This window comes from Geomonas subterranea (genome assembly GCF_019063845.1).
Classification (GTDB): domain Bacteria; phylum Desulfobacterota; class Desulfuromonadia; order Geobacterales; family Geobacteraceae; genus Geomonas; species Geomonas subterranea.
On record NZ_CP077683.1, the window covers coordinates 1,475,557 to 1,499,087 of the forward strand.

General features: G+C 62.0%; 22 protein-coding genes and 1 other RNA gene. 16 read left to right on the forward strand and 7 right to left on the reverse strand.

The features are described from left to right. Window positions 1-189: 189 nt before the first annotated feature. On the reverse strand, window positions 190-1,143 hold the full coding sequence (gene cysK, locus KP001_RS06345) for a cysteine synthase A (protein ID WP_217288695.1): 954 nt from the start codon (window positions 1,141-1,143) through the stop codon (window positions 190-192). Window positions 1,144-1,711: 568 nt separating this feature from the next. On the opposite strand from cysK, the gene KP001_RS06350 reads away from it, so the two are divergent. The 7 genes from KP001_RS06350 to mnmA all read left to right on the forward strand — a co-directional run bounded on the left by KP001_RS06350 (window position 1,712) and on the right by mnmA (window position 7,074). Continuing rightward, window positions 1,712-2,965 (forward strand): O-acetylhomoserine aminocarboxypropyltransferase/cysteine synthase family protein, encoded by a 1,254-nt coding sequence (locus tag KP001_RS06350; RefSeq protein WP_217288696.1) that lies wholly within the window; start codon window positions 1,712-1,714, stop codon window positions 2,963-2,965. Between the two features lie 48 nt (window positions 2,966-3,013). Continuing rightward, window positions 3,014-3,226, forward strand: coding sequence for a sulfur carrier protein ThiS (gene thiS, locus KP001_RS06355; RefSeq protein ID WP_217288697.1), 213 nt, complete (start codon window positions 3,014-3,016; stop codon window positions 3,224-3,226). After that, a complete protein-coding gene (locus tag KP001_RS06360; RefSeq protein ID WP_217288698.1) occupies window positions 3,226-4,038 on the forward strand; it encodes a HesA/MoeB/ThiF family protein in 813 nt (270 codons plus the stop codon). Before thiS ends, KP001_RS06360 begins: the two co-directional genes overlap by 1 nt. A gap of 1 nt (window position 4,039) precedes the next feature. Next, window positions 4,040-4,438, forward strand: coding sequence for a M67 family metallopeptidase (locus KP001_RS06365; protein WP_217288699.1), 399 nt, complete (start codon window positions 4,040-4,042; stop codon window positions 4,436-4,438). A 135-nt stretch (window positions 4,439-4,573) separates the two neighbouring features. Continuing rightward, entirely contained in the window at window positions 4,574-5,524 is a 951-nt protein-coding gene (locus KP001_RS06370; RefSeq protein ID WP_217288700.1) for a ferredoxin-like domain-containing protein, read from the forward strand. A 21-nt stretch (window positions 5,525-5,545) separates the two neighbouring features. After that, window positions 5,546-5,770 (forward strand): sulfurtransferase TusA family protein, encoded by a 225-nt coding sequence (locus KP001_RS06375; RefSeq protein ID WP_217288701.1) that lies wholly within the window; start codon window positions 5,546-5,548, stop codon window positions 5,768-5,770. 233 nt (window positions 5,771-6,003) lie between these two features. Further along, window positions 6,004-7,074, forward strand: a complete 1,071-nt coding sequence (gene mnmA, locus KP001_RS06380) for a tRNA 2-thiouridine(34) synthase MnmA (protein WP_217288702.1) — start codon at window positions 6,004-6,006, stop codon at window positions 7,072-7,074. 14 nt (window positions 7,075-7,088) lie between these two features. On the opposite strand, the gene modC is transcribed toward mnmA, so the two are convergent. The 4 genes from modC to KP001_RS06400 form a co-directional block, all read right to left on the reverse strand. Next, window positions 7,089-8,147 carry a molybdenum ABC transporter ATP-binding protein gene (gene modC, locus KP001_RS06385; protein ID WP_217288703.1) on the reverse strand — a complete coding sequence of 353 codons (1,059 nt, stop codon included), beginning with the start codon at window positions 8,145-8,147 and terminating at the stop codon, window positions 7,089-7,091. After that, window positions 8,147-8,827: a molybdate ABC transporter permease subunit gene (modB, locus tag KP001_RS06390; protein ID WP_217288704.1), complete on the reverse strand. Its 681-nt coding sequence runs from the start codon at window positions 8,825-8,827 to the stop codon at window positions 8,147-8,149. Before modB ends, modC begins: the two co-directional genes overlap by 1 nt. A gap of 355 nt (window positions 8,828-9,182) precedes the next feature. Continuing rightward, a complete protein-coding gene (locus KP001_RS06395) occupies window positions 9,183-10,832 on the reverse strand; it encodes a HAMP domain-containing methyl-accepting chemotaxis protein (protein ID WP_239027920.1) in 1,650 nt (549 codons plus the stop codon). Window positions 10,833-11,085: 253 nt separating this feature from the next. Then, a complete protein-coding gene (locus KP001_RS06400; protein ID WP_217288705.1) occupies window positions 11,086-11,865 on the reverse strand; it encodes a tyrosine-protein phosphatase in 780 nt (259 codons plus the stop codon). A 151-nt stretch (window positions 11,866-12,016) separates the two neighbouring features. On the opposite strand from KP001_RS06400, the gene KP001_RS06405 reads away from it, so the two are divergent. The 5 genes from KP001_RS06405 to ssrS all read left to right on the forward strand — a co-directional run bounded on the left by KP001_RS06405 (window position 12,017) and on the right by ssrS (window position 16,363). Continuing rightward, a complete protein-coding gene (locus KP001_RS06405) occupies window positions 12,017-12,985 on the forward strand; it encodes a 4Fe-4S dicluster domain-containing protein (protein WP_217288706.1) in 969 nt (322 codons plus the stop codon). After that, the gene (locus tag KP001_RS06410; RefSeq protein WP_217288707.1) at window positions 12,982-13,833 is read left to right on the forward strand and encodes an FAD/NAD(P)-binding protein; all 852 of its coding nucleotides are present in this window, start codon (window positions 12,982-12,984) and stop codon (window positions 13,831-13,833) included. Before KP001_RS06405 ends, KP001_RS06410 begins: the two co-directional genes overlap by 4 nt. A 5-nt stretch (window positions 13,834-13,838) precedes the next feature. After that, on the forward strand, window positions 13,839-14,588 hold the full coding sequence (locus KP001_RS06415; protein WP_224962414.1) for an NADH-quinone oxidoreductase subunit B family protein: 750 nt from the start codon (window positions 13,839-13,841) through the stop codon (window positions 14,586-14,588). Next, complete coding sequence (locus KP001_RS06420; protein WP_217288709.1) at window positions 14,572-15,843, forward strand: Ni/Fe hydrogenase subunit alpha; 1,272 nt, start codon at window positions 14,572-14,574, stop codon at window positions 15,841-15,843. Before KP001_RS06415 ends, KP001_RS06420 begins: the two co-directional genes overlap by 17 nt. A 331-nt stretch (window positions 15,844-16,174) precedes the next feature. Beyond that, window positions 16,175-16,363, forward strand: a non-coding RNA gene (ssrS, locus tag KP001_RS06425) — 6S RNA. A gap of 424 nt (window positions 16,364-16,787) precedes the next feature. Here the strand turns inward: ssrS and KP001_RS06430 are convergent. After that, on the reverse strand, window positions 16,788-17,630 hold the full coding sequence (locus tag KP001_RS06430; RefSeq protein ID WP_217288710.1) for an NAD-dependent epimerase/dehydratase family protein: 843 nt from the start codon (window positions 17,628-17,630) through the stop codon (window positions 16,788-16,790). Window positions 17,631-17,799: 169 nt separating this feature from the next. Between KP001_RS06430 and KP001_RS06435 the strand changes: the two genes are divergently transcribed. The 4 genes from KP001_RS06435 (at window position 17,800) to KP001_RS06450 (ending at window position 21,707) form a co-directional block, all read left to right on the forward strand. Beyond that, on the forward strand, window positions 17,800-18,366 hold the full coding sequence (locus KP001_RS06435; RefSeq protein ID WP_217288711.1) for a tetratricopeptide repeat protein: 567 nt from the start codon (window positions 17,800-17,802) through the stop codon (window positions 18,364-18,366). 12 nt (window positions 18,367-18,378) lie between these two features. After that, a complete protein-coding gene (locus KP001_RS06440; protein ID WP_217288712.1) occupies window positions 18,379-19,809 on the forward strand; it encodes a nicotinate phosphoribosyltransferase in 1,431 nt (476 codons plus the stop codon). Between the two features lie 46 nt (window positions 19,810-19,855). Beyond that, complete coding sequence (locus KP001_RS06445; protein WP_217288713.1) at window positions 19,856-20,488, forward strand: nicotinamidase; 633 nt, start codon at window positions 19,856-19,858, stop codon at window positions 20,486-20,488. Between the two features lie 151 nt (window positions 20,489-20,639). Then, window positions 20,640-21,707, forward strand: a complete 1,068-nt coding sequence (locus KP001_RS06450) for a 3-deoxy-7-phosphoheptulonate synthase (RefSeq protein ID WP_217288714.1) — start codon at window positions 20,640-20,642, stop codon at window positions 21,705-21,707. Between the two features lie 170 nt (window positions 21,708-21,877). On the opposite strand, the gene serA is transcribed toward KP001_RS06450, so the two are convergent. Beyond that, a complete protein-coding gene (serA, locus tag KP001_RS06455; RefSeq protein ID WP_217288715.1) occupies window positions 21,878-23,476 on the reverse strand; it encodes a phosphoglycerate dehydrogenase in 1,599 nt (532 codons plus the stop codon). Between the last annotated feature and the right edge of the window lie 55 nt (window positions 23,477-23,531).

Below are 23,531 nucleotides of genomic sequence, written 5' to 3' on the forward strand. Positions count from 1 at the left end.
GGGGTGGAAGGGGCAGCTGTCAACATTTCCCTACTTTGGTTGCGCGGCGGCGGAGGGGCGAGTCGGGGTCGGGGAATGTCGGGGGTAAATCCCCCCTGTCCCCCCTTCGCAAAGGGGGAACGTGAGGGCGGGCAAAAAAAAGCCCCGGGGGGGGACCCGGGGCGAGGGACAGACGCGAGGTTGTGACGGCTAGGCTTCTTCGAAAAGTGCCGTGGAGAGATAGCGCTCGGCCAGGTCCGGGAGTATCACCACGATGATCTTGCCGGCGAACTCGTCCAGGTTGGCGAGGCGTACGGCTGCGGCAACGGCGGCACCGCTCGAGATCCCTACCAGGAGCCCTTCTTCCTTGGTCAGACGCTTGGCGAACTCGAGCGCCTCGTTGCTGTCGACCGCTTCGACACGGTCGATGAGGGAGAGGTCGAGGGTCTCGGGGATGAACCCGGCACCGATGCCCTGGATCTTGTGCGGACCGGGCTTGAGCTCCTGGCCGGCGAGCTTCTGCGCGATGACCGGGCTTTCCTTAGGCTCGACGGCGACCGAAATGACCGCTTTCCCCTTGGTGTGCTTGAGGTAACGAGAGATACCGGAGATGGTGCCGCCGGTTCCGACGCCGGAAACGATGACGTCGACGGCTCCGTCGGTATCGGCCCAGATCTCGGGGCCGGTGGTCTTTTCATGAATAGCGGGGTTCGCGGGGTTCTTGAACTGCTGCGGCAGGAAGTAGCGCGCAGGATCGGAAGCCGCGATCTCCTCCGCCTTGGCTACGGCGCCCTTCATCCCGGCGGAACCGGGGGTGAGGATCAGGTTTGCCCCCAGGGCGGCCAGCACCCGGCGGCGCTCGATGCTCATGGTTTCCGGCATGGTCAGGGTCAGCTTGTAGCCGCGCGCGGCGGCGACGTAAGCGAGAGCGATGCCGGTGTTGCCGCTGGTCGGCTCGACGATCTCGACCCCGGGTTTCAACACGCCACGTTCCTCGGCGTCCCAGATCATGTTGGCGCCGATACGGCACTTCACCGAGTAGGCAGGGTTGCGCCCTTCGACCTTGGCGAGGACGGTGGCCTTGGCCCCCTTGGTCACATGATTCAGCCGCACCAGCGGTGTGTTGCCAATGGATTGGGAGTTATCTTGGTAGATACGGGACATGGTGGTTGTTCTCCTTTCGGTGGGTTGCCTTTCGTTGGCCAGGCCAACGATAACATCTGCTAAATAGTCGGCAATTCCTCTTCGTTTTGGACATTTTTATATTTAACCTGCAACATTGTCAACTATTTTATTTGCGTACTTGATTCCGCTGATGTGTTTTGAAGCAAAAAGGCGCCTCTCGGTCTCTATCCAGCAGGCGACCTCCCCCTTTACGTCCGCCGTGCCGCCCCGACGTATCCCGCCTGCAATTCACGCACTGTCACGTCAATTAACGCCCGCGCAGCGGAATCAAACATCACAGTTACAAGATCAACTACACGATCTAAACCGCCAGTAGATGGCCATTTTGCTTCATGTCAACTGCCGATGCGCGAGCAGAGGTTCCAGATGGCAATAGCCACGTCTTTGCCAAAAAATGCCACGCCGCATACAACAGCTGCCAACTGTGACAATACATATTTATTTCTTGACAAATTGAGTTTCAAAAACTACCCTCCCCGCAATCGAATGACATGAGAGCAGCATCAATGTTGTGCAGGCACACCCTGTGCTGTCAAACGGAGGAGATGTGGCAGAGGCGGAAAAGGAACTTGGATTCGACACAAAACTTATCCACGGAGGGATCGTGCCCGGTCCGTCCGGCGCCACCAAGTCCGCCATCGTACAGGCGTCGGCCTTCGCCTACCAGACAGCCGAGGAACTGGAGGACGTCTTCAAAGGGAGGGCGGTCGGCCAGGTCTACACGAGGATCGGAAACCCGACCCTGGAGGGGCTTGAAAAACGGCTGGCGGTGATCGAGAACGGCATAGCAGCTGTGATCACCTCTTCGGGTATGTCCGCCATCACCACCGCGGTCATGGCCGTGGTGAGAAACGGGGACGAGATACTTTCCTCGGCGTCCCTTTTTGGCGGCACCTACTCGCTGTTCCACGACACGCTTGCCAACTACGGCATCAAGACGCGCTTTTTCGATCCCACCGACCTGGGCGCGCTGGAAGCCGGGGTCAACGAAAGCACCCGCCTCATCTTCGTCGAGACCATCGGCAACCCGAAGATGGATATTCCCGATATCGCGGCGTTTTCGGCGGTCTCCAGGAAGTACGGCATTCCGCTCATGGTCGATGCCACTGTTTCCACACCGTACCTGGCGCGGATGCGGGACCTGGGCGCGGACATCATCATCCATTCGACCAGCAAGTATATAAACGGCACCGCCAACTCCATCGGCGGCGCTATCGTCGACACGGGGAGCTTCGACTGGCACAGCGAGAAGTTTCCCCATTTCGAGCCGTTTCATCGCAAGTACCGCAACTTCGCCTTCACGGCTCGGGTGAGAAAACTGATCCACAAGGATTTCGGCGCCTGCGCCGCCCCTCTCAACGCCTTTTTGTCCGGAGAAGGGCTCGACACGCTCGCCCTCAGGATGGAACGCCACTGCTCCAACGCACTCGCACTGGCGCGCTTTCTTAAGGCCCACCCGAAAGTGGCCTGGGTCAACTACCCGGGACTTCCTGACTCTCCGTTTCACGAGGTGGCCGGGCGCCAGTTCGGCGGCCGCTTCGGCGGGCTGCTTACCTTCGGCCTCGCCGACAAGCCCGCGGCGTTCCGGCTGATCAACGCGCTCAGGCTCGCCAAGAATCTCGCCAACATCGGTGACACCAAGACCCTGGTGATCCACCCGGCCAGCACCATCTGCGCCGACTACACCCCTGAGGTGAAAGCGCTCATGGGGGTAAGCGAGGAACTGGTCCGGGTCTCGGTTGGGATCGAGGATCCGGCAGATATCGTGGAGGATTTCCGTGCCGCACTGGACCGGGTTTAAGGCTGTTCTTTACCAATCATCTATGCTACTAAACGAGGAGCGCATCTAATGAATCTGACAGTGAACGGTAAACCCGCCACCATCGACGGGGAGACCCCCGTCTCCATCACCATCCTGCTCAAAGCGTTGCAGGTCGAGCAGCGTGAGTATGTCACCGTGGAAGTAAACGGAGACATCATGGATCGCGGCGAGTTCGAGGCCACCACGGTCAAGGACGGCGACAGCGTCGAATTTCTTTATTTCATGGGCGGAGGTAGATAGTGAAGCTCACCGAAGAGCAGATTAACCGCTACTCGCGGCACATCCTTCTCAAGGAGGTCGGGGGAAAGGGGCAGCTGAAACTGATGAACGGCCGGGTGCTGGTGATCGGCGCTGGAGGCCTGGGCTCCCCCATCGCGCTGTACCTGGCCGCCGCCGGGGTGGGGACCATCGGCATCGCGGATGCCGACCAGGTCGACCTCTCCAACCTGCAGCGTCAGATCATCCACAGCACCCCCGACGTGGGCAAGGCGAAGGTGCTTTCAGCGAAGGAGAAGATGCTTGCCATCAACCCGGAACTGAACGTGGTCACCTACGAGACCTGGGTCAGCGCCGGGAACATCATGTCGATGATCGCCGACTACGACTTCGTCATTGACGGCACCGACAATTTCGCGGCGAAGTTCCTGATCAACGACGCCTGCGTCCTGGCAGGCAAACCCTACTCCCACGGCGGCATCCTGCAGTTCGACGGACAGACCTTCACCGTGGCCCCTGGCGAGTCTCCGTGCTACCGCTGCATCTTCCCGGAGCCGCCGCCCAAAGACGTGATCCCGACCTGCTCGCGGGCCGGGGTAATCGGCGTTCTCCCCGGCGTTATCGGCACCCTGCAGGCCACCGAAGCGATCAAGTTCCTGCTCGGCGCCGGGGACCTCCTGCATGGCCGTCTGCTCACCTACAGCGCGCTCCGCATGCGCTTCAGGGAGGTTCCCATCAGGAAAAACCCGAAATGCCCGATCTGCGGCGAGAACCCCACCATCACCGAACTGAAGGACGAGTTGGACGCCATGACCGTCTGCGACCTGGGGCACTGACATGCTGGAGATCCCCCGGGAGATACTGGACGCGGTCATCACGCAGGCGCAGGAAGGGTTCCAGCTCGAAGTGTGCGGCATCATGGGGGGGACGGGAAACCGCGTCGCGAGCCGCTACCCGATGACCAACACGGACGCGAGCAACGAGCACTTCATGATGGACCCGAAGGAGCAGTTCGCGGTGGTGAAGGCGATGCGTGCCGCCGGCGAGGAGATGCTGGTCATCTATCATTCCCACCCGGAATCCCCCGCTCGCCCCTCGCAGGAGGATATCCGCCTCGCCCTGACACCCAACGTGTGCCACCTGATCGTGTCGCTGGAAAACCGGGAAGAGCCGGTGGCGAAGGCGTTCAGGATCGCGGCGGGGGTGGTCGAACCGGTGGAAATCAACATCATTTAACAGGGATAAAAGGGATACAGGGGATAACGGCAAAAAGGCTGGTTAAACCCAATAACTCTTCAGATCTTTGGTTTTATCCCTTTTATCCCCTTTATCCCTGTGAATCTTTTTGTCTTTTACCCTTAGGAGAGAAACGTGGCAGAGCAGAAAGTCGATCTGAAAAACCTGAAGGCCGGCGGCTTCATCAAGGAGCGCGGCAAGGACCTGTTCACGGTACGCCTGCGCGTGCCCGGCGGCAGGATGAGCGTGGACCGCCTGTCCAGGATCGCAGCCGTGGCGCAGAAATACGGCAAGGGATACGTGCACTTGTCGGTGCGCCAGTCCATCGAGCTGATCAACATCAACTTCGCCGACTTCGACGCCGTGGTCGCCGAACTGGGCGAGGAACAGCAGAAGGTCGCCTCCTGCGGCGCCCGCGTGCGCGTCCCGACCGCCTGCGGCGGCTGCGAGTACAACCCCAACGGCCTGGTGGACACGCAGAAATCCGCGCTGGACGTGGACCAGAAGCTGTTCGGGACCGCCACGGGGCACCACAAGTTCAAGGTCTGCTTCGCCGGCTGCCCCTTCGACTGCCCCAAGTCGGCCATCAACGACGTCGGCTTCCAGGGCGCGGTTTGGCCCAAACTCGACGCAGACGGCTGCATCAGTTGCGGCCTGTGCGCGAAATCCTGCACCGAGGGGGCCCTCTCCATGGGTGCCGGCAACAAGCCGGTCTTTGATGCCGCGAAGTGCATCTACTGCGGCGACTGCATCAAGGTCTGCCCGACCGGGGCCTGGAGCGCCGAGAAGAAGGGGTACACGGTCCGCATCGGCGGCAAATGGGGGCGCCGTCCCCTGGTCGGGACCCTCTACGCGACATTCGTCCCAGAGGAGCGCGTGGTGGAGTTCATCGCGACAGTCCTCTCCTGGTACCAGGAGAAGGCGGAGGGTGCCGGGCGCGTGCGTCTGGGCGACATCATCATCCGCGAGGGATGGCAGTCGCTGCTGGAGCGCCTGCGCGTCGACTTCCCGGAGTACGTGGTGAAGGAAACCATCGCGCCGCAAGTGGTCCAGACCCAGCTGCCGCTTCCCGGGGTGCAGGCTTAAAAAAAAGCGAGAGGTAACAACATGCAAAGCATCGATCTCAGGGGCGTCACCTGCCCCACCAATTTCGTGATGGCCAAGCTGGAACTGGAGGACATCGAGGCGGGGACCACCGTCGAGTTTCTCCTCGATGACGGCGAGCCGGTCAAAAACGTGCCGAGAAGCCTGAAGGACGAAGGGCACAAGCTGCTCGGCCTGCAGGAAAGGGACGGCTACTACGTCCTGACGCTGGAGAAGGGCGAAGAGTAAATTCCACCTTCGCCGATGCGCCTGCGGATGATTTAACTATCCATTCCCTCGCCCTCCGGGAGAGGGTGCCCGGAGGGCGGGTGAGGGCTGGGCAACGGAGATAGGTCACTTCGCCTACCGCGACGCCCTCACCCCAACCCTCTCCCAGGGGGAGAGGGAGTGAACGACACCCTCACCCCAACCCTCTCCCAGGGGGAGAGGGAGCGAACGATGTCCGAATGAACGGAAAAAGAATGTCTGATAAGAAACGTGTAGTTGTGGCAATGAGCGGCGGCGTCGATTCATCGGTGACCGCCGCTCTTCTCAAGGAGCAGGGGCACGACGTCATCGGCGTATCGCTCCAGCTCTACGAGCGCCCCGAAAAGACGCCGTCCGGCGGTAAAACCTGCTGCTCGCTCACCGACGTCATGGACGCCGCCCGGGTCGCGAAGCGGCTGGGGATCCCCTTCCAGGTGGTGGACCTGCGCCAACGCTTCCAGGAGCTGGTGATCGACGATTTCGTCTCCGAGTACCGCGCCGGCAGGACCCCGAACCCCTGCGCCCGCTGCAACGAGAGGATCAAATTCGGCCTGCTTCTGGAGATGACCGCCTCCTTTGACGCCGACCTCCTCGCCACCGGGCACTACGCCCGCATTGAGGCCGACGCCTGCGGGATCTACCGCCTGCGCAAGGGGCTTGATCCCCGCAAGGACCAGACCTACTTCCTGTTCGGCATGAACCAGCAGCAGCTGGCCCGCACCATCTTTCCGGTGGGGCACCTGGAGAAGCCCGAGGTGCGCCAGCTCGCCGCGCACTTTAACCTCCCGGTGGCGCAAAAGCAGGAAAGCCAGGAGATCTGCTTCATCCCCGACAACGACTACATCCGCTTCCTGGAAGAGAGTGGCGTCGCCCCCCGCGCCGGAGAGATCGTGGACCGCGACGGCAACAGGCTCGGGCTCCACGACGGCATCCACAGGTACACCGTGGGGCAGCGGCGCGGCCTCGGCATCGCCTGGAAGGAGCCGCTTTACGTTACCGCGATCGACACGGCCAACGCGCGGGTGGTGGTCGGCCCCAAGGAGGAGCTGGAGAGAACGTCGCTGCTCGCGGACCAGCTCACCTGGACCAACGCGCCCATTTCCGGCTGTTTCCGCGGTACCTGCAGCATCCGCTACCGGCAGCAGCCGGTGCCGTGCCACGCCGAGTTGTGCAAGGACGGCAGACTCCGGGTGGAATTCGACACGCCGCAGACCGGCGTCACCCCCGGACAGGCGGTGGTCCTCTACGACGGAGATACGGTTGTCGGAGGGGGGTGGATCCTGTAGGCGCTCCCTCGAACTCAGCTCAGGCGCCGGAAAGACGACGCCTTGATCACCGCATACACCTCGTTTCTCGCCTGAATGGCCAGATCGTCGGCAGCCTGCACCACCACTTCCGCGATCAGGGTCTCATGGCCGCAGCGCAACTCCACCCCCACCTTGTTTCCCGACGGGAAGGTATCCATCACGGTGCACTTCAGGAGGTTGCGGGCGCTGACCGCCTCGGGGTGCCTTGTGAACAGGATGATGTCCCTGGAGGAAAGCTCCAATACCGCCATCGGCTCGTCGTTCCCCGCCGAGACGAAGATCTCCTCCATCCCCCACCGGTACACGTACAGCCCCCCCATCTTGCGCAGCTTCTCCACCTGCAAAAGGTTGATGTAACCCACCTGGCTCTGCCCCATCCGGTCGCGCGCCAGCTGCTCGGGCGTGGTCTGCCCCAGCACTCTCCCTCCCCCCATCGCCAGCACCTGGTCCGTCAGAAGCCGTATCTCCAGGAGCGAATGCGAGATGAAAATGTAGGGAATACCGAATTTTTCACTGGCTCGTTTCAAGTAATGGATGATCTGCAATTTGAGACCGTCGTCCAGCGCGGAGAGGGACTCGTCCATGAGGAGCAGGCGGGGGTTGGACAAGATCGCCCGCCCCAGCGCAACCCGCTGCTTCTCCCCTCCGGAGAGCCGGTTCACGCAGCGGTCGAGGAATCCGTCCAGCTTGAGGACTGAAACGAGGCTCTTCACGTCGATGCGCCGTTGCCGGGCCGGGCAGCGCCGGTAGCCGTAGAGGAGATTCGCCTCCACGGTGAGATGCGGGAACAGGCAGCTGTCTTGGAACACGATCGCGATTCTACGCTCCTGCGGCGGGAGATTGATGCCGCGCTCGCTGCTGAAGAGGCAATCGCCGTCGAGCAGAATCTCTCCCTCGTCCGGGGCGAGGAGGCCGGCGATGAGGCTGACCAGCGTCGATTTGCCGCTGCCGGAAGCACCGAACACACCTATCTGCTCCCCCGCCACCCGGAAGCCGGTCTTGAGATCGAAGGCGCCGCCGTAACTCTTGGATACCTCCATATGCAGTTCCATCATTTCCTCCCAAGCTTCCTGGCGAGACTCTCGTGAACCAAAAGCACAACCGTGGAAATGGCGATCGCGATACCGCACAGGAGCAGCGCCGCCCGCTCCTCGCCCGGCGCCCCGGCATAATCGTAGATGGCCAGCGGTATGGTCCGGGTGACCCCGGGTATGCTCCCTGCAACGATGATGGTGGCGCCAAACTCCCCCATGCTGCGCGCGAACATGAGCGAGGAGCCGGCGACGATGCCGGTGCGGGACAGGGGGAGGATCACGGTCGCCAGCGAATCGAGGGAGCTGGCGCCCAGGGTCCGCGAGGCCTGGACGAGACGAGGGTCGATGGATTCCATGGCGATGCGGATGGAACGCACCAGCAAGGGAAAGCCGACCAGGGCGGATGCCAGCACGGCAGCCTTCCAGGTGAAAATGAGACGCAAACCCAGAGGCTCCAACAGGGGGGCGAGCCAGCCACCGTTACCCAGCGCGAGCAGGAGCAGGTATCCCATGACCACCGGGGGAAGGGTAAGCGGCAGGTTCACCAGGACCTCGAGGAGCACCTTGGCCCTGAACCGGAAGAAGGTCATCAGGTACGCGTAGAGAAAGCCGAAAGGGAGACTTATCAGCGTCGCGGTGAGCGCCACCTTCATGGAGAGAACGATGGCATCGAAATCGGAACTGCTGAGGACGGGCATGGGTCACCTCGCTGTGGTGCCACTACCGGTAGCAGGTTTCATTCCCGGATACGGTAAACGCCCCAGATCCTTAAATTGCTGGACATTTGGCGCAAATACGACACGCGGAACAGCAGACGGCACGGGCCGTTCTGCCGTTTTTTAAGGCATATGGAGCGCATCAGAGGCAGAGGGGGGAGGTGGATACGGGAGGGGGCCGGGGGGGTGGGTGAAGCCGCATGCTGCGGAATCAATGCAAGGGGAGGGAGTAACGCTGGTCCTAGATGCTGCGGTCCGGATTCCGAAAGGTACACGCGAAAAGGGCGGCTTTGACTACGGCCGCCCTTCCCTCTTTCTGCCAGACGATGCCTGCTGGTTACCCCGCTACCTTGAACTGACTCATGATCTGCTCCAGATCCTTAACACAGACGGTGAGCTGGGCGGCCTGTCCGGCGCAGTGGTGCGATCCTTCGGCGGTGCTCTGCACGAGATCGGTGATCTGCCGTATGTTGCCACTGATCATTCCGGTGGTGGCCGTCTGCTCCTCGGCAGCCTGCGCTATCTGCACGATCTCGCCGGCGACGACATTCACCTGGTCCAGGATCTCACGCAGCGCCGCACTCGACTTGGTGGCCTCGCTGGTGCCGGCCTCTACCTCGTGAACACCTTCCTCCATGGCGACGACGACCGCCCTTGTCTCCAGCTGAATGGTCTTGATCATATCCCCGATTTCGCGGGTGGCCCTGGTTGTGCGCTCGGCGAGCGCCCGGACCTCGTCGGCGACGACGGCGAAGCCGCGCCCCTGTTCGCCGGCGCGGGCAGCCTCGATGGCCGCATTCAGCGCCAGGAGGTTGGTCTGGTCGGCGATATCCTCGATGGTGCCGATGATCTGCCCGATCTGATCGCTGCGCTGCCCCAGTTGCTCCACGGTACCGGACAGTCCCTTGACCCGCTCTGCGATTTGCTCCATCACGTTGATGGTCCCGGCTACCACGGTGACACCGGTCTCGGCTATGGAACTGGTGCAGCGCGAGTTTTCTGCTGCATGCTGGCAGTTGCGGGAGATCTCGTGCGAGGTGGCCGCCATCTCCTCGCTCGCGGTGGCCATGGTGACCGACTCGGTGGCAGCATTGCCCGCGTTGGTGGCGATCTGTCCGGAGGCGGCGGAAAGCTCGTCGGCAGCACCAACGAGGGTTGCCGAAGTTGCGTGCAATTGCCGCATCACCTCGTTAAACCTCTCCACCATCGTCTTGAGGCTGATCATCATGCTCCTGACACCACCCCCCCCCTGAACCTGTACCGCGACCGACAGGTCCCCGGCGGCAACTCTGTCCATGACGGAGGTGCACGCGAGGAAGGTATGGTGGACGTTCCTGATGATGAAGACACCCAAAATGATGCAGCCGACAGTTACCGTCAGACAGAGCGCGACCAGCAGCAAGATGGAGCGGCTGAGCTCGGCGTCGGTGCTTTTTTCGAGCGCTGCTCCGCGGGCATTGGCCAGCTTGACCAGCTTGTCGATGCTGGCGCGGTGCTGGTCATAGAGCCCTGAGAGCGTGGCGACCACCTGTTTGCCCCTCGCCTGATCGCCGGAAAGGAGCGCCGGGAAAAACTCCTTTTGAGCTACCTGGTAAAACTGCAGCGCAGGACGGTAGGACGACTCCACCATGAGCTGCTTTTCCTCGCCCTCCTTGAGCTCTTTGTTCCAGTAGGCGTGCCGCTCGTCATATTCCCCCTTTAACTTTTTGAAGGAGTCCTGCAGCGTCCTGATCTTGGCCGGATCGGTCTCCCCCGCGGCCTGGAGCACCACAAGGTAGGACTCGACGATATACTCCGGCGGGGGCAGGATGTCGGCCACCAGGTCCTTGCCCTGCACGAGTTCGTTATAAATCGGCCCGTTCACCTTGACCCGGTTGATAATGGAATACGCCGTGACGGACACGAAGGTCAGGCCGATGACGCAGACCAGCGCCAGGAAAACGATCTGCTGCAACACACTGAACCGCGAAATGGAGGATTGCCTCATCGCACACCTCTAGATGGGAATTTGAATCTGCATCCCTGTTCGTATCGGCGTGTTTGCATGCGGCTTTAGCGAGGTTCATCGGAGGATTCTGGGAGCACCCCCTTTGACACCTCCCCCTCACGTAAGGGGAGGGAGACGAAAGGCCCCTTCCCTAAAATTTCCGGATGAACCATTAGCGGGATGGAGGATCAAGATTGCGCGGCGGGATGTGAAGCCAGGAAGCGGGCGTGAAGCCAGAAAGCGGGTGGGAAAGTCAGGCGCCGTTGTCGAGTTGGGTACCGCGCAGCAGGTCGTGGGTCGCGGCTTCGCCTAGCACCGATTCGACCACTGCGTACCCGGCCACCAGCATGTCCCACAGCTTCTCGCCGCTGTGGGCATCGGTGCCAAGGCAGGAATAGAGGCCGTGCCTCAGGAAGAGCAGTGCGCGCTCGCGCACCTCGTAACCGTAGTACCCGGCGAAACTCCCCAGGTTGCCCTGGAACCTGCACCCCGACCGCTTGAGCTCGACGATCCCGGAGTCAGCGAGGTCTGGCTCAGATTCCTTGCCCAATGCCAGGGATAGGGCGCCCCACAGTCCCCCTTTTTTTGCAGCAGGATCGAAGGCGCGGCAGCGCTCTGGGTGCGCGATGAGGGGGGCGAGGCCGTGTTTTGAAAAGGTCTGGACGATGGGACGAAGCAGTTCAGGCCCGGCCTGAAAGGGGACTTCGACCAGCAGGTAGCGTGAGTTCCCGGCTCTCAGTCCTCCCGGTAGCAACTCCGGCAGGTACTGGTCCAGGTAGTGCTCGTTGCCGGGAACCAGGCGGAGGGAAATCCCCTCTTCGTCGAGCCGCCTCTGCATGAGCTGTACGGCCCGGATGACGCGGGGAGGATCATTCTCATAGCCTCCACGGATCAGGTGCGGTGTGCAGTGAACCGTCGCGAAGCCGAAGCTTGAGAGCGTGCGCGCCATGTCCAGGGACTCTCTCACGTCGACGGCGCCGTCATCGAGCGCTGGCAGCAAATGGCAATGATAATCGGTGAAGTAGTTGCCCATGCTACATTCTGTAGCACCGGTACGACGTGAAGTCAAAGATCCACTACATCGCATCATGCTGACACTATACATCCCGGCATAATTGAATCGCCCCGTCACCTTGCCATCAGCGGCGCCCCCGGTAGAATTGACCTTTGTTCGAGGAGGTACTGTGACAAGAAACTTCCTGAAAACCTCGAGACTGGACCAGTTCCTGGAGACGCTGCGCCTCTTCGGCGAGTTGCACGCCCCCACCGTCTCCGAGAGCGGAGTGCACAGGTTCGCGCCCCTGGAGGACCCAGGCGATTTGTTCCTCGACTACCGCCGCACCCAGATCCCCCCCAAGAAATACCTGCTCCCCTTCCGGGAGGAGATCCTCCGCTACACGGGTGGCGTGTACCGCGAAGGGCACTCCGGCGCCGGGGACATCGTCCTCTTCGGCATCCACAGCTGCGACCTGGAAGGTATCGCCTACCTCGACCGCGTGTTCCTGGCCGACCCGGCAGACCCCGGCTACTCCGCGCGCAGGTCGAGGCTCACGCTGATCGGTGTATCCTGCGAACCCGACGATTTCTGTTTTTGCCCGGAGAAAAGGGAATCGACTGCCTGCGACCTCTTCCTGACCCAATCGGACCAAGGCTTCCATCTCGCCAGTCACAGCGTCAAGGGAGAGGCGCTCCTGTCCGCGTCGGGTCACCTGCTGGAGAAGGGGCCGAAACCCTCACCTCCGCCGCGCGCCTCCGGCTACTGCTTTCCTCCCCAGGACCCGCAGCTGCGCTTTTCAGATCATCCGCTTTGGAAGAAGTTCGCCTCGACCTGCGTCTCCTGCGGAGCCTGTTCGGTCTGCTGCCCCACCTGCTACTGCTTCGACGTCCGGGAGTATCCCGCCCTTCCCGAAGGGGGGACCCGGATGAGGGAGTGGGACAACTGCCTGTTCGCAAGTCACGGCGAGGTCGCCGGAGCCAACTTCCGCCCGGAGAGGCTGGACCGGCTGCGCTTCCGCTTCCTGCACAAGTTCTGCGGTTTCACACCGCTGCAGGGGGTCAATTCCTGCGTCGGCTGCGGCCGTTGCAAGGAGGTCTGTCCGGTCGGAATCGACCTGCGGGAACTGACCGCCCAGCCCGCGCGGGAGAAACCATGAGAGAGCTTCAGCATTCGCCCCATGTCCCATTCGCGGCGCACCTGCTCGAGCGCAAGGACCTCTCCGAGGATACGGCGCTGTTTCGCGTAAGTCCCGAGGATGGCGCGCTGGCTACGCTATCTACCTTCGTCCCCGGACAATTCCTGCAGCTCTCGGTGCCGGGAGCCGGGGAAATCCCCATCTCACCGGCAGATCTCCTCACCCCGGACGGCACCATGGAGCTATGCGTGCGCCGCGTCGGGCACGTCACGGACCTGTTGCACAAGTCTAAGCCGGGCGCCGTCCTGGGAATTCGCGGCCCCTTCGGCAGCGGGTTTCCACTGCGGGAAATGGCGGGCAAGCCGGTCCTGCTTCTGGCCGGTGGGCTCGGCATCGTTCCGCTCCGCTCGCTTCTCATGTACCTTTTGCGGCAACGAAGCAGCTACGGCGAGATCACCCTCATGTACGGGGCCAAACAGCCCAAGCTCATGCTGTTTAGGGAAGAGCTTTCCGCTCTGGCCGCAGCCGGGGGGATGCGGCTCTACCTGACCGTCGACTTCGCGCCCGAGACGCTGGACGGCGGATATTCCTGTGCGGTCGGCCTGTTGCCCGACCTCTTGAAAGGTTTCCATTTCGATGCCGTCAACACCTATGCCGCGGTCTGCGGCCCCCCTCCCCTCTACCGCTGCCTGGTGACCGACCTGGAGAGCGCCGGTGTCGACGCCACTCGCATCCTGCTGAGCCTCGAGCGCCGGATGCGCTGCGGGGTGGGGCGCTGCTGCCACTGCGCGTTGGGGCAGAAGCTTTGCTGCCTGGACGGGCCCGTGTTCCGGGCCAGCGAACTGAAAGGGATACCGGAGGCGCTGTGAAACGGATGAAAGTCGCCATAACGGGGCTCACCGCATGTTCCGGGTGCCAACTCACCTTGTTGAACTGCGAGGAGGAACTCCCGGAACTGCTGGCACACTGCGAAATCATCTATTTCCCCCTTGCTGAAAGCGGCAACGTGCTCGACGCGCAATTCGATGCCGCCATCGTGGAGGGGGCCGTCTCCACCCCCAAGGACCTGGAGCTGCTGTTCAAGCTGAGAAATGCCAGCAAGCTCCTGGTGGCCTACGGCACCTGCGCCCTGTTTGGCGGCGTCGCAGCCATGAACAACGGGATCAGCACCAGGGAAGAGCTGCTCAGGGTGGTGTTCGGTCAGGGTGGTGAAATCCCGGAAAGCTTCCCGCCTGCCCCGCTGGTGAACTTCGTCAGCGTGGACGCGACCATCACCGGTTGCCCCCCAGAAAAGCAGGAGATACTGGAGCTCATGGCCGCACTCGCGGCCGGCGCCCTCCCCCCCACGCGCGCCTACCCCGTTTGCACCGAGTGCCGCAGCCGCGAGAACCTTTGCCTGCTGCTGGAAAAAAGGGAGCTCTGCCTGGGGCCCGTGGTGCAGGGAGGATGCAATGCCCGCTGTCCTGCCACCGGCATCGTCTGCGAAGGATGCAGGGGACCGGTACGCGAGGCGAACGTGGCCCAGGAGCTTGAGCTATTGCTGGAGCGGGGATTCGGCAGGGAAGAGATCGAGCGGAGGATGAGACGATTCAAACCGGAGTGGAACTATGGGCAGCGTAGTTGAGATAGCGCCTCTGACCAGGCTGGAAGGTCACGGCAGCGTCCGGGTCTACCGGGAGGGAAGCCGGGTGGAGCGGGTCGAACTGCGGTTCAGCGACTCCCCCCGCCTGTTCGAAGCGCTCCTCCTGGGGAAGAGCTTCACCGAGGTGCCGGAAATCATCTGCCGCATCTGCTCGCTTTGTTCCACGGTGCACAAGGTGACCGCGCTCCTGGCGGTGGAGGATGCCCTGGGGATCGAGGTCTCTGAGGTGACGACCCTCACGCGGGACCTGATGCTGCAGGCGGGGATGATACAGGACCACGCCCTGCATCTGTACTGCCTGGTGCTTCCCGACCTGTTGGGGGTGAGGGGCGTGGCCGAGCTGGCACGGGTCGCGCCGGACCTGCTGAAAACCGGGCTCGCGATCAAGAAGGCCGGCAACCAGATCCTCGAAACGGCGGGAGGAAGGCTCATCCATCCGGTCAACATCCGCCTCGGGGGGCTCGGACGCTGCCTGAACAAGAAGGAACTGCTGCAACTGAGGGACGAGCTCCTGAAGGTGCTCCCGGCCGCGCAGGAGGCGCACCGCCTCTTCAGCACGCCCTTCCCCTTCCCCGACCTCGCCGGACCCGATTTCGCAGCCCTGCAACCGTCCGCCAGCCGGCTAAGCGCACCTCTTTGCCGCATGAGCGACGGCAGCACCTTTGCAGTGCGGGATTACCGTCAACACATGGAGGAGACGGTGGTGAGCCATTCCAACGCCAAACTCTCCACGGTGCGCGGCAGGCACGCCACCGTTGGCGCCCTGGCCCGGCTCAACCTGAGTCCCGACTTGGAGAAGCACGCGTCGGAACTGTTCAGCGCCCACAAAAAGGAACTGGTGGGCAAAGACATTCGAGGCAACAACCTGGCCCAGGCGGTTGAGATGTGCCACGCCACGGAGCGGGCGTTGCGCCTGATCGACCGCCTCATCGAGCTGGGGGCACGGGGAGAACAAGGAACGGACACCTCACCGCGGGAGGGAACGGGTTGCGCCGCCTGCGAGGCCCCCCGCGGCATCCTCGTTCACAGCTATGCATTCGATTCCCGCGGGATCTGCACCTGGGCAGACGTGATCACCCCCACCGCCCTGAACCAGGGCGCCCTCGCCCGTGACCTCTTGATCCTTGCCCGCGCCATGGAGGGAGAAGAAACCAACCGCATGACCACGGCCCTGGAACGGCTCATCCGCTGTTACGATCCCTGTATCTCCTGCTCGGTTCACGTATTGTCACTCTAGCGGCTGCACCTGCCAGGGCACAGTTTCACTACCTCGCGCCACTCACGCCCCTCGCCGCAGCAACTTTCGTTGCACCTCATGGCTTACTCCTGGAAAGAAAAAGAAGGCAACTGTCATACCAACAATCGCCGAAAATGGTCTGACAGGCGTTGACCATTCCTCAGCCAACGCATCGAAGAGGGCGAAATAACAGCAGCTTTTTCAAAACTGACGCAGGCAAAAAAGTTGCTATTTATCAACACGTTATATCAGATGAAATTAATTTCATGTCTTTCTTGACAGTCATAGAGGGATTGTTAGACTTGGGGCAAGCTTTCGCATGTGAATGCGGGCGGCTCTGGAATACTCGTTACGCATCCGTTTGGGTCCCTGACTACCTTTTTTATCAAGATGTCCCTGGTTTCAGTCGTGGTGAGCAAGCCCTCAACAAGGCAGAGGGAAGCCTAAAGCGTCTCACCGGGGTATGTTGCGACACCGGTCAGTAATCCAATCTCCACCGTGGCGGTATTCCGGAGCAATTAAAAAATTGGCGTTAGTCGGGACAACGCTGAAAGCGACTTATCTCATCCGCCAGGCGGCTGCGCTTGAAAAAGGGAAGCCGACCGGAACGTACTGCGGGGAGGCACCGACCGCGCAGGCCGGCCGAGACGCTTTACCGACGGATTGGTAGAAAGTGCCCCGATCTAACGCCAATGCAGGGAAAAGGCCCATGGTTATCCATGGGCCTTTTTTAGTTTTTCACGCTCATCCAACAGGATGGAAGGATGCCGGGGGCGCGGATATACTCGACTTATCTAAGTAGTTATATTCTTACGAAAAAAGATGTCACACATCTTCCACAACAGCTGTGGAAAACTCTGTGGGTAAAGCACCCCGGAACGGAAAAAACCGTCGTACCGATCGCTAATGATAGCATTTTGCCTACTTTTTAAGCACCGCTCCTGCTACCCCTTCAGCCCGGCCTCGAGGTTTGGGTAGAGCAGGGTGATGCCCAGTTCCTTCCGCATCTTGCTGCTGTCGACGATGCGTCCCTCTGAGAAGTAGGAGATCATCAGCGGGGTCATGAGTTGACGTGCCTCCGCCATGGTCACCTGCCGTGGTCTGGGGAGGCCGAGTTTTTCCGCCGCCGCGTTGAAATAGGCGGTCATGGTGCTCGGGGCCCCGTCGCTCACGTTGAAAACCGCCCCGTCCTCCCCCCGTTCCAGCGCCGCCAGGCAGATGCGGGAAAGATCGTCGGCATGGATCCTGTTGCTGGGAAGCGCCTCCTCTTCCAGGAGCACCGGCTGGCCGGTGGTGAGCTGGGTGACCGGCAGGCGGTCCGCAGCGTAGATAGCGGTAACCCTGAGGACAACCACGGGGACCCCGTGCTCGCGCCCCCAGGCCTGCATCAGGCGCTCGGCGTGCAGCCGCCTTTTGCCGCGCGCGGTCTGCGGGTCGGGTTCGGTCTCCTCGGTAACCACCTCGCTCCCCGCGCCGTAGACGCCACTGGTGCTGATGTACACGACCTTGGCCGGTTCGTCCCCGGACGCGATGACGGAGAGGAAGTTGCGCATCCTGGTGTCCTCGTGCCCCCCTCCCGGCGGCGGAGCGAGGTAGATCATCCACGCGCCGCGGGTCGGCAGCCCGCGTAGCGTTTCGGGTTCATCGAGGTTGCCGCTGTAGTGAGACACACCGGACAGCGGCGCCTCCCCCCTGGTGAAGGTGCAGACGTTCTTTCCCTGCGCGAGTGCCAAAGCGGCGACACGACGGCCGACGGCACCGCACCCGACGATGAATACTGGTTGCATGTAGAGACCTCTTCGCACGAATTCCGCTGCGGCGGGCGCCGCAGGCCCTCCCTTTCTACCAGAAAGCCCGCGGCGGTGTCAGCAAAAAATGCCCCCATTCCCTCGCCCTCCTTATTTTGTAAACATATTTTAATATGCTATGGTTTTGCTTTCCCCGGAGGTGATGCCCATGGGACACCGCACCAGCACTTGTCTCGCGCTATTGCTTTTCACAGGGGTGGCCACCGGCGCGCTGATCCCCAAGCAGCACCCGGTCCACATCGAACAGGAGGAATACCTGGAAGCCGATGACTGGTTCCAGGCGGGGGTCGAACTTAACAGCGAGGGCAACTACCGGGAAGCCACCGAGGCGTTCAGCAGGAGCGTCGCCCTGGCTCCGGGCAACTCCCTCGCCTGGCTCAACCTCGGGACGACCCAGGCCCTGAGCGGCGACTACAGCCGCGCCATAGATTCTCTCAAGAAGTCCGTGTTGCTGGACAACTCGCTCGCTCTGGCCTATTCGAACCTGGCCGAGGTCTGTTTCAAGGCGGACCGTTTCAAGGAAGCAGTCGAGGCTTACACATCCTTACTCAAGCTGTGGCCGGGAAACGCCAATGCGCTTTACAAACTGGGACTGTCACATCTGCTGCTCGGCCAATCGGAAAAGGCACAGGGAGAGTATCTTTCCCTCAAATTAGTAGATCCGGAACTGGCGGAAAAACTGCATCATGCGATAATTCAAGGTGCTGGTAAATGAAGGGAGGGCACCATGTCTTATTCGCCGCTGCTTACCGACCTGTACGAACTGACCATGCTGGCGGGGTACTTCGACCAGGGGATGCACGAGCGTCCCGCCGCCTTCGACCTCTTTTTCCGCCAGAACCCGTTTCGCGGCGGCTACGCGGTCTTCGCCGGGCTCGACACCGCCCTCTCCTACCTGGAGGCGCTCTCCTTCAGCGGCGAGGAACTCGCCTACCTGGAGAACCTGAGGATCTTCAAGCCCGACTTCCTCGCCTACCTCGCGGATTTCCGCTTCACCGGAAGCATCACGGCGCCTCCTGAAGGAGCGGTGGTCTTTGGCGGCGAGCCGCTCATCACAGTGGAGGGGGGACTCGCCGAGGCGCAGTTCGTGGAGACCGCGCTCCTCAACATCATCAACTTCCAGACCCTGGCGGCCACCAAGGCGGCACGCATCAAGCTCGCGGCGGGCGACGCAACCGTGCTCGAGTTCGGGCTGCGCCGCGCGCAGGGACCGGACGGAGGTCTCTCGGCGGCCAGGGCCGCTTTCATCGGGGGGGTGCGTTCGACCAGCAACGTCCTGGCCGGGATGCGCTACGGCATCCCGGTGCGTGGCACCCATGCCCACAGCTGGATCATGGCCTTTCCAGACGAGCTCGCGGCCTTTCGCTGCTACGCCAATGAGTTCCCAGACAGCTGCGTCCTGCTGATCGACACCTACGACACCTTGAAGTGCGGCCTCCCCAACGCGCTCACGGTGGCACGCGAACTCAAGGAACGCGGCCACGACCTGGCCGGCGTCCGCATCGATTCCGGCGACCTCGCCTACCTTTCGCGCCAGGTGCGTGCGGCGTTCGACGAGGCCGGCTTCCCCGGCGTAAAGATCGTCGCTTCCAACGAGCTGGACGAAAACGTGATCGAGTCGATGCGCCGGGAAGGGAGCAGGATCGACATCTACGGCGTCGGCACCCGCCTGGCGACCTGCGCCGGCGAGGGGGGCGGTGCCCTGGGCGGCGTCTACAAGCTGGTCTCCATGGACGGGGAGCCGAAGCTCAAACTCACAAGCGACGTTGCCAAGGCGACCCTCCCCGACCGCAAGAAGGTGTTGCGCGCCCTCGCCCCGGACGGGTCCTTCATCCTGGACCTGATCGCGCTGCGGGACGAGGAGATACTCCCGGGAGCGGTGGTGTTCGACCCGGCCAATCCGGTTCAGCACGTCCGGATCCCGGAACAGGCACGGCTGGTCGAACTGCGGAGCATGGTGATGAGAGACGGCGCCAGATGTGTTCCGACGCCGGATCTGGAAAGGAGCGCCGATCTGGCCTCGCAACAGCTCCAACTCCTGCCCGACGGATGTCTGCGCCTGGTAAACCCGCACATCTACAAGGTGTCGATCAGCTCCGGACTCAACACGCTGCGCCTGAAGCTGATGAACCACATCCAGAGCAAATACCGCACCTAGCGCCGGGTCCGCCGCAGGCGGGGAAGACTGGCAAAGGAGGCCCGCGATGCAGCGCAGAGCTGCCCTTCTCGTGATCGACGTACAGCTCGACTTCTGCCCCGGCGGTGCGCTCCCCGTCCCCGATGGCGACCAGGTGGTGCTGCCGCTCAACCACTACCTGGAACTCTTCACCATGAGGAGCGTACCTGTTTTCGCGTCCCGGGACTGGCACCCGGAGCAGAGCAAGCACTTCAAGGCGCAGGGTGGGATCTGGCCCCCCCACTGCGTGCAGGGGTCGCCGGGCGCCGACTTTCACCCGGGTTTGAGGCTGCCGGAAGGGACCATCGTCATCTCGAAGGGGATGTCCAGTTGGGACAATGGCTACTCGGCGATGCAGGGGGTCACGGAAAACGGCACGCCATTGTCCATGCTGCTGCGCCGCATGGACTTGGACCGGCTCTATGTGGGGGGGCTGGCAACGGATTACTGCGTGAAGGAGTCCGTGCTGGAGGCGCTCAATGAGGGGTTCGCGGTGACCGTGCTGACCGACGCGATACGTGGTGTCGATGTGAATCCGGGTGATTCGGAACGCGCGCTGCGAGAAATGCTGGACGCCGGCGCCGGCCAGGCCACCCTCCCCTCGGTCCGCAGCGCCCTGCTCTCCGATGGGGAGCCGCGCCCCCCTGCCAGAACGGGGTGAAGTGCCCAGTCCGGCGAGGCTTTTTATACCTGCGCCATACAAAAATATGCTCCCGGCAAAATTCAGTGCCGACGGGGCATTTTTTTTTGACAGCGTGCCGGAAACGCGCTAGATTACGCCACATTAAAAACTGCTAGCGCGGGAGCGAACCATGATTAAGACGAACAACCTCAAGGTAAAAAGCATCACCCCGATCATCGCACCGACCGATCTCAGGCAGGTCTTTCCGATCTCCGTGCAGTCCGGGACCTGCGTGAGCGAAAGCCGCGAGGCCATCGCCAAGATACTGAGGGGCGAGGACAAACGGCTCATGGTGGTGGTCGGCCCCTGTTCCATCCACGATCCCAAAGGAGCACTGGAGTACGCCGGGAAACTGGCGGCCCTCGCCAAGGAAGTTTCCGGGGAACTCCTCTTGATCATGCGGGTCTACTTCGAGAAGCCGCGCACGACCGTCGGCTGGAAGGGGCTCATCAACGACCCCGGCATGGACGGCACCCACCTCATCTCCAAAGGGCTCGGCATCGCCCGCGACCTTCTGTGCAAGGTGACCGAGATGGGGCTTCCTGTGGCCACCGAGATGCTCGACCCCATCACCCCCGAATACCTGGCCGATCTCCTCTCCTGGGGCGCCATCGGCGCGAGAACCACCGAGTCCCAGACCCATCGCGAGATGGCGAGCGGCCTCTCCTTCCCCATCGGCTTCAAAAACGGCACCGACGGGAACCTGCAGATCGCCATCGACGCCATGAAGGCGGCGCTGCACCCGCACAGCTTTCTGGGCATCAACCGCGACGGTCTCACCTCCATCCTTCAGACCACCGGAAATCCCGACGTGCACATCGTACTGCGCGGCGGCAACAAGAAGCCCAACTACTCGCCGGAGGACATCGCCAAGTCGGAGGAGATGCTGTCCAAGGCGGGGCTCAATCCCACACTGATGGTGGACTGCAGCCACGGCAATTCCGAGAAGAAGTTCGAGCGCCAGACCGAGGTGCTGAAAAGCGTCATCGACCAGATCGTGGCGGGCAACCGCTCCATCTCCGGCGTCATGATCGAGAGCTATCTGAAGGAAGGGAACCAGCCGCTCCCGAAGAACCTTGCCGACCTGACCTACGGCGTCTCCATCACCGACAGCTGCATCAGCTGGGAGACCACCGAAAAGGCACTGCGCGAGGCGCACCAAAGGCTGAAGGCCTGTGGCGGGAGAAAGATCGCCTAAAGGGCACGCCCCCCTCATGCGCGCCGGCAACACCGCCGATCCCTGCGACGGTATCCCGGCATCACCGGCGCTGGGCGAATGATTATTCGCCCCTACAGATCTCACCAATACGAAAAAAGGCCCCCGAGCTTGCGCCGGGGGCCTTTTTTTATTCCTGCTTATGTACCGCCCTATTTCGCGGTGACCAGGTAGAGCGGTTTCACGAAGGTCGCCTCGGTGGCTGCCCTCACCTCTTCCACCACGTCCGCACAGACGGCGGAGTCGAGGGAGAGGATGACCATCGCCTCACCCTTCTTCTCGCGACGGCCGAGGTTCATGGCGGCGATGTTGATCTCGTGCTTGCCGAGGATGGTGCCGATCTTGCCGATGATGCCGGGACGGTCGCCGTAGGCCAGGAGGAGCATATGCTCTTCCGGACGGAAGTCCATCTGGTAGTCACGCAGCTTGACGATGCGCGGTACCCCCTCGAAGACGGTGCCGGAGATCAGACGTTTTTCGCCGGGGCCCTCGATGGTGACGGTGATCAGGTTGGAAAAGTCCTCGGAGTGGGTGGACTTCACCTCTTCGACCACGATCCCCATGTTGTCCGCCACGAGCTGAGCGTTCACCATGTTCACCTCCTGCTCGACCCTGCGGTTCAGCAGCGAGGCGAGGCCGCAGACGGTGATCGGGGTGCAGTCGTACTGCGCCAGGCCGCCGGTGTAGGTGAAGGTGATCTTGTTCAGGTTGGTGTCGACCAGCTGGATGATGAAGTCCGCCAGCACGTTCACCAGGTTCAGGTAAGGACGCATCTGCCCCATGAGGGAAGCGTCGAACTTGGGGATGTTGATGGCGTTCTCGATGGGCTGTTCGTCCATGTAGCGCAGGATTTCCTTGGCCACGTCGACAGCGACGTTCACCTGCGCCTCGAAGGTGTTGGCGCCCAGGTGCGGGGTGACCACCATCTTCTCGTGACCGATCAGCTTCTTGAGGATCTCGGAATCGGGCGGCTCCTGGCTCCAGACGTCAAAGGCGGCACCGGCGACGCGGCCGGAGTCGAGCGCTTCCAGCATCGCCTCCTCGTTGATGATGCCGCCGCGCGCTGCGTTGATGATGATGACACCGTCCTTCATGGCCGCCAGTTCCTTCTGGCCGATCATGTTGTGCGTCTCGCTGGTGAGCGGGGTGTGGACGGTGATGATGTCGCAGTTCTTGATGATCTCGTCGAGGGTGACCAGCTTGACGCCAAGGTCATGAGCGCGTTTCTCGGCGATGTACGGGTCGCAGGCGAGCACCTCGCATTCGAAGGCCTTGAGACGGGTGGCGACGCGGCCGCCGACCTTGCCAAGGCCGATGACGCCGGCTGTCCTTCCCTTCAGCTCGTAGCCGGTGAAAGGAGCGCGCTTCCAGGCGCCCCCCTTGAGGGAGCCATTGGCCTTGGTGACGTTGCGGCAGAAAGAAAGCAAAAGCGCCATGGCGTGCTCGGCCGCGCTATTGGTGTTGCCGAAAGGTGCGTTCACCACGATGACACCCTTGGCGGAGGCGTAGTCGACATCGACGTTGTCGACGCCTACGCCGGCGCGGGCGACGAGCTTCAGGTTGGTCGCATGGTCGAGCAGGGGCTTGTCCACGGTGGTGCCGCTTCTGGTGATGATAACGTCGTAATCACCAATGATCGAGTAAAGCTCCTCCTTCTTAAGTCCCAGCTTGATGTCCATCTGCACGCGCGGGTCGCGCTGCAAAATCGCCAGTCCTTCCTGAGCCACTTCATCGGTTACGATAATCTTCATTGCCACTCCTTTGTTTTGGTTAGAAACGAGTTCTGCGTTCAGCGTTCTACGTTCG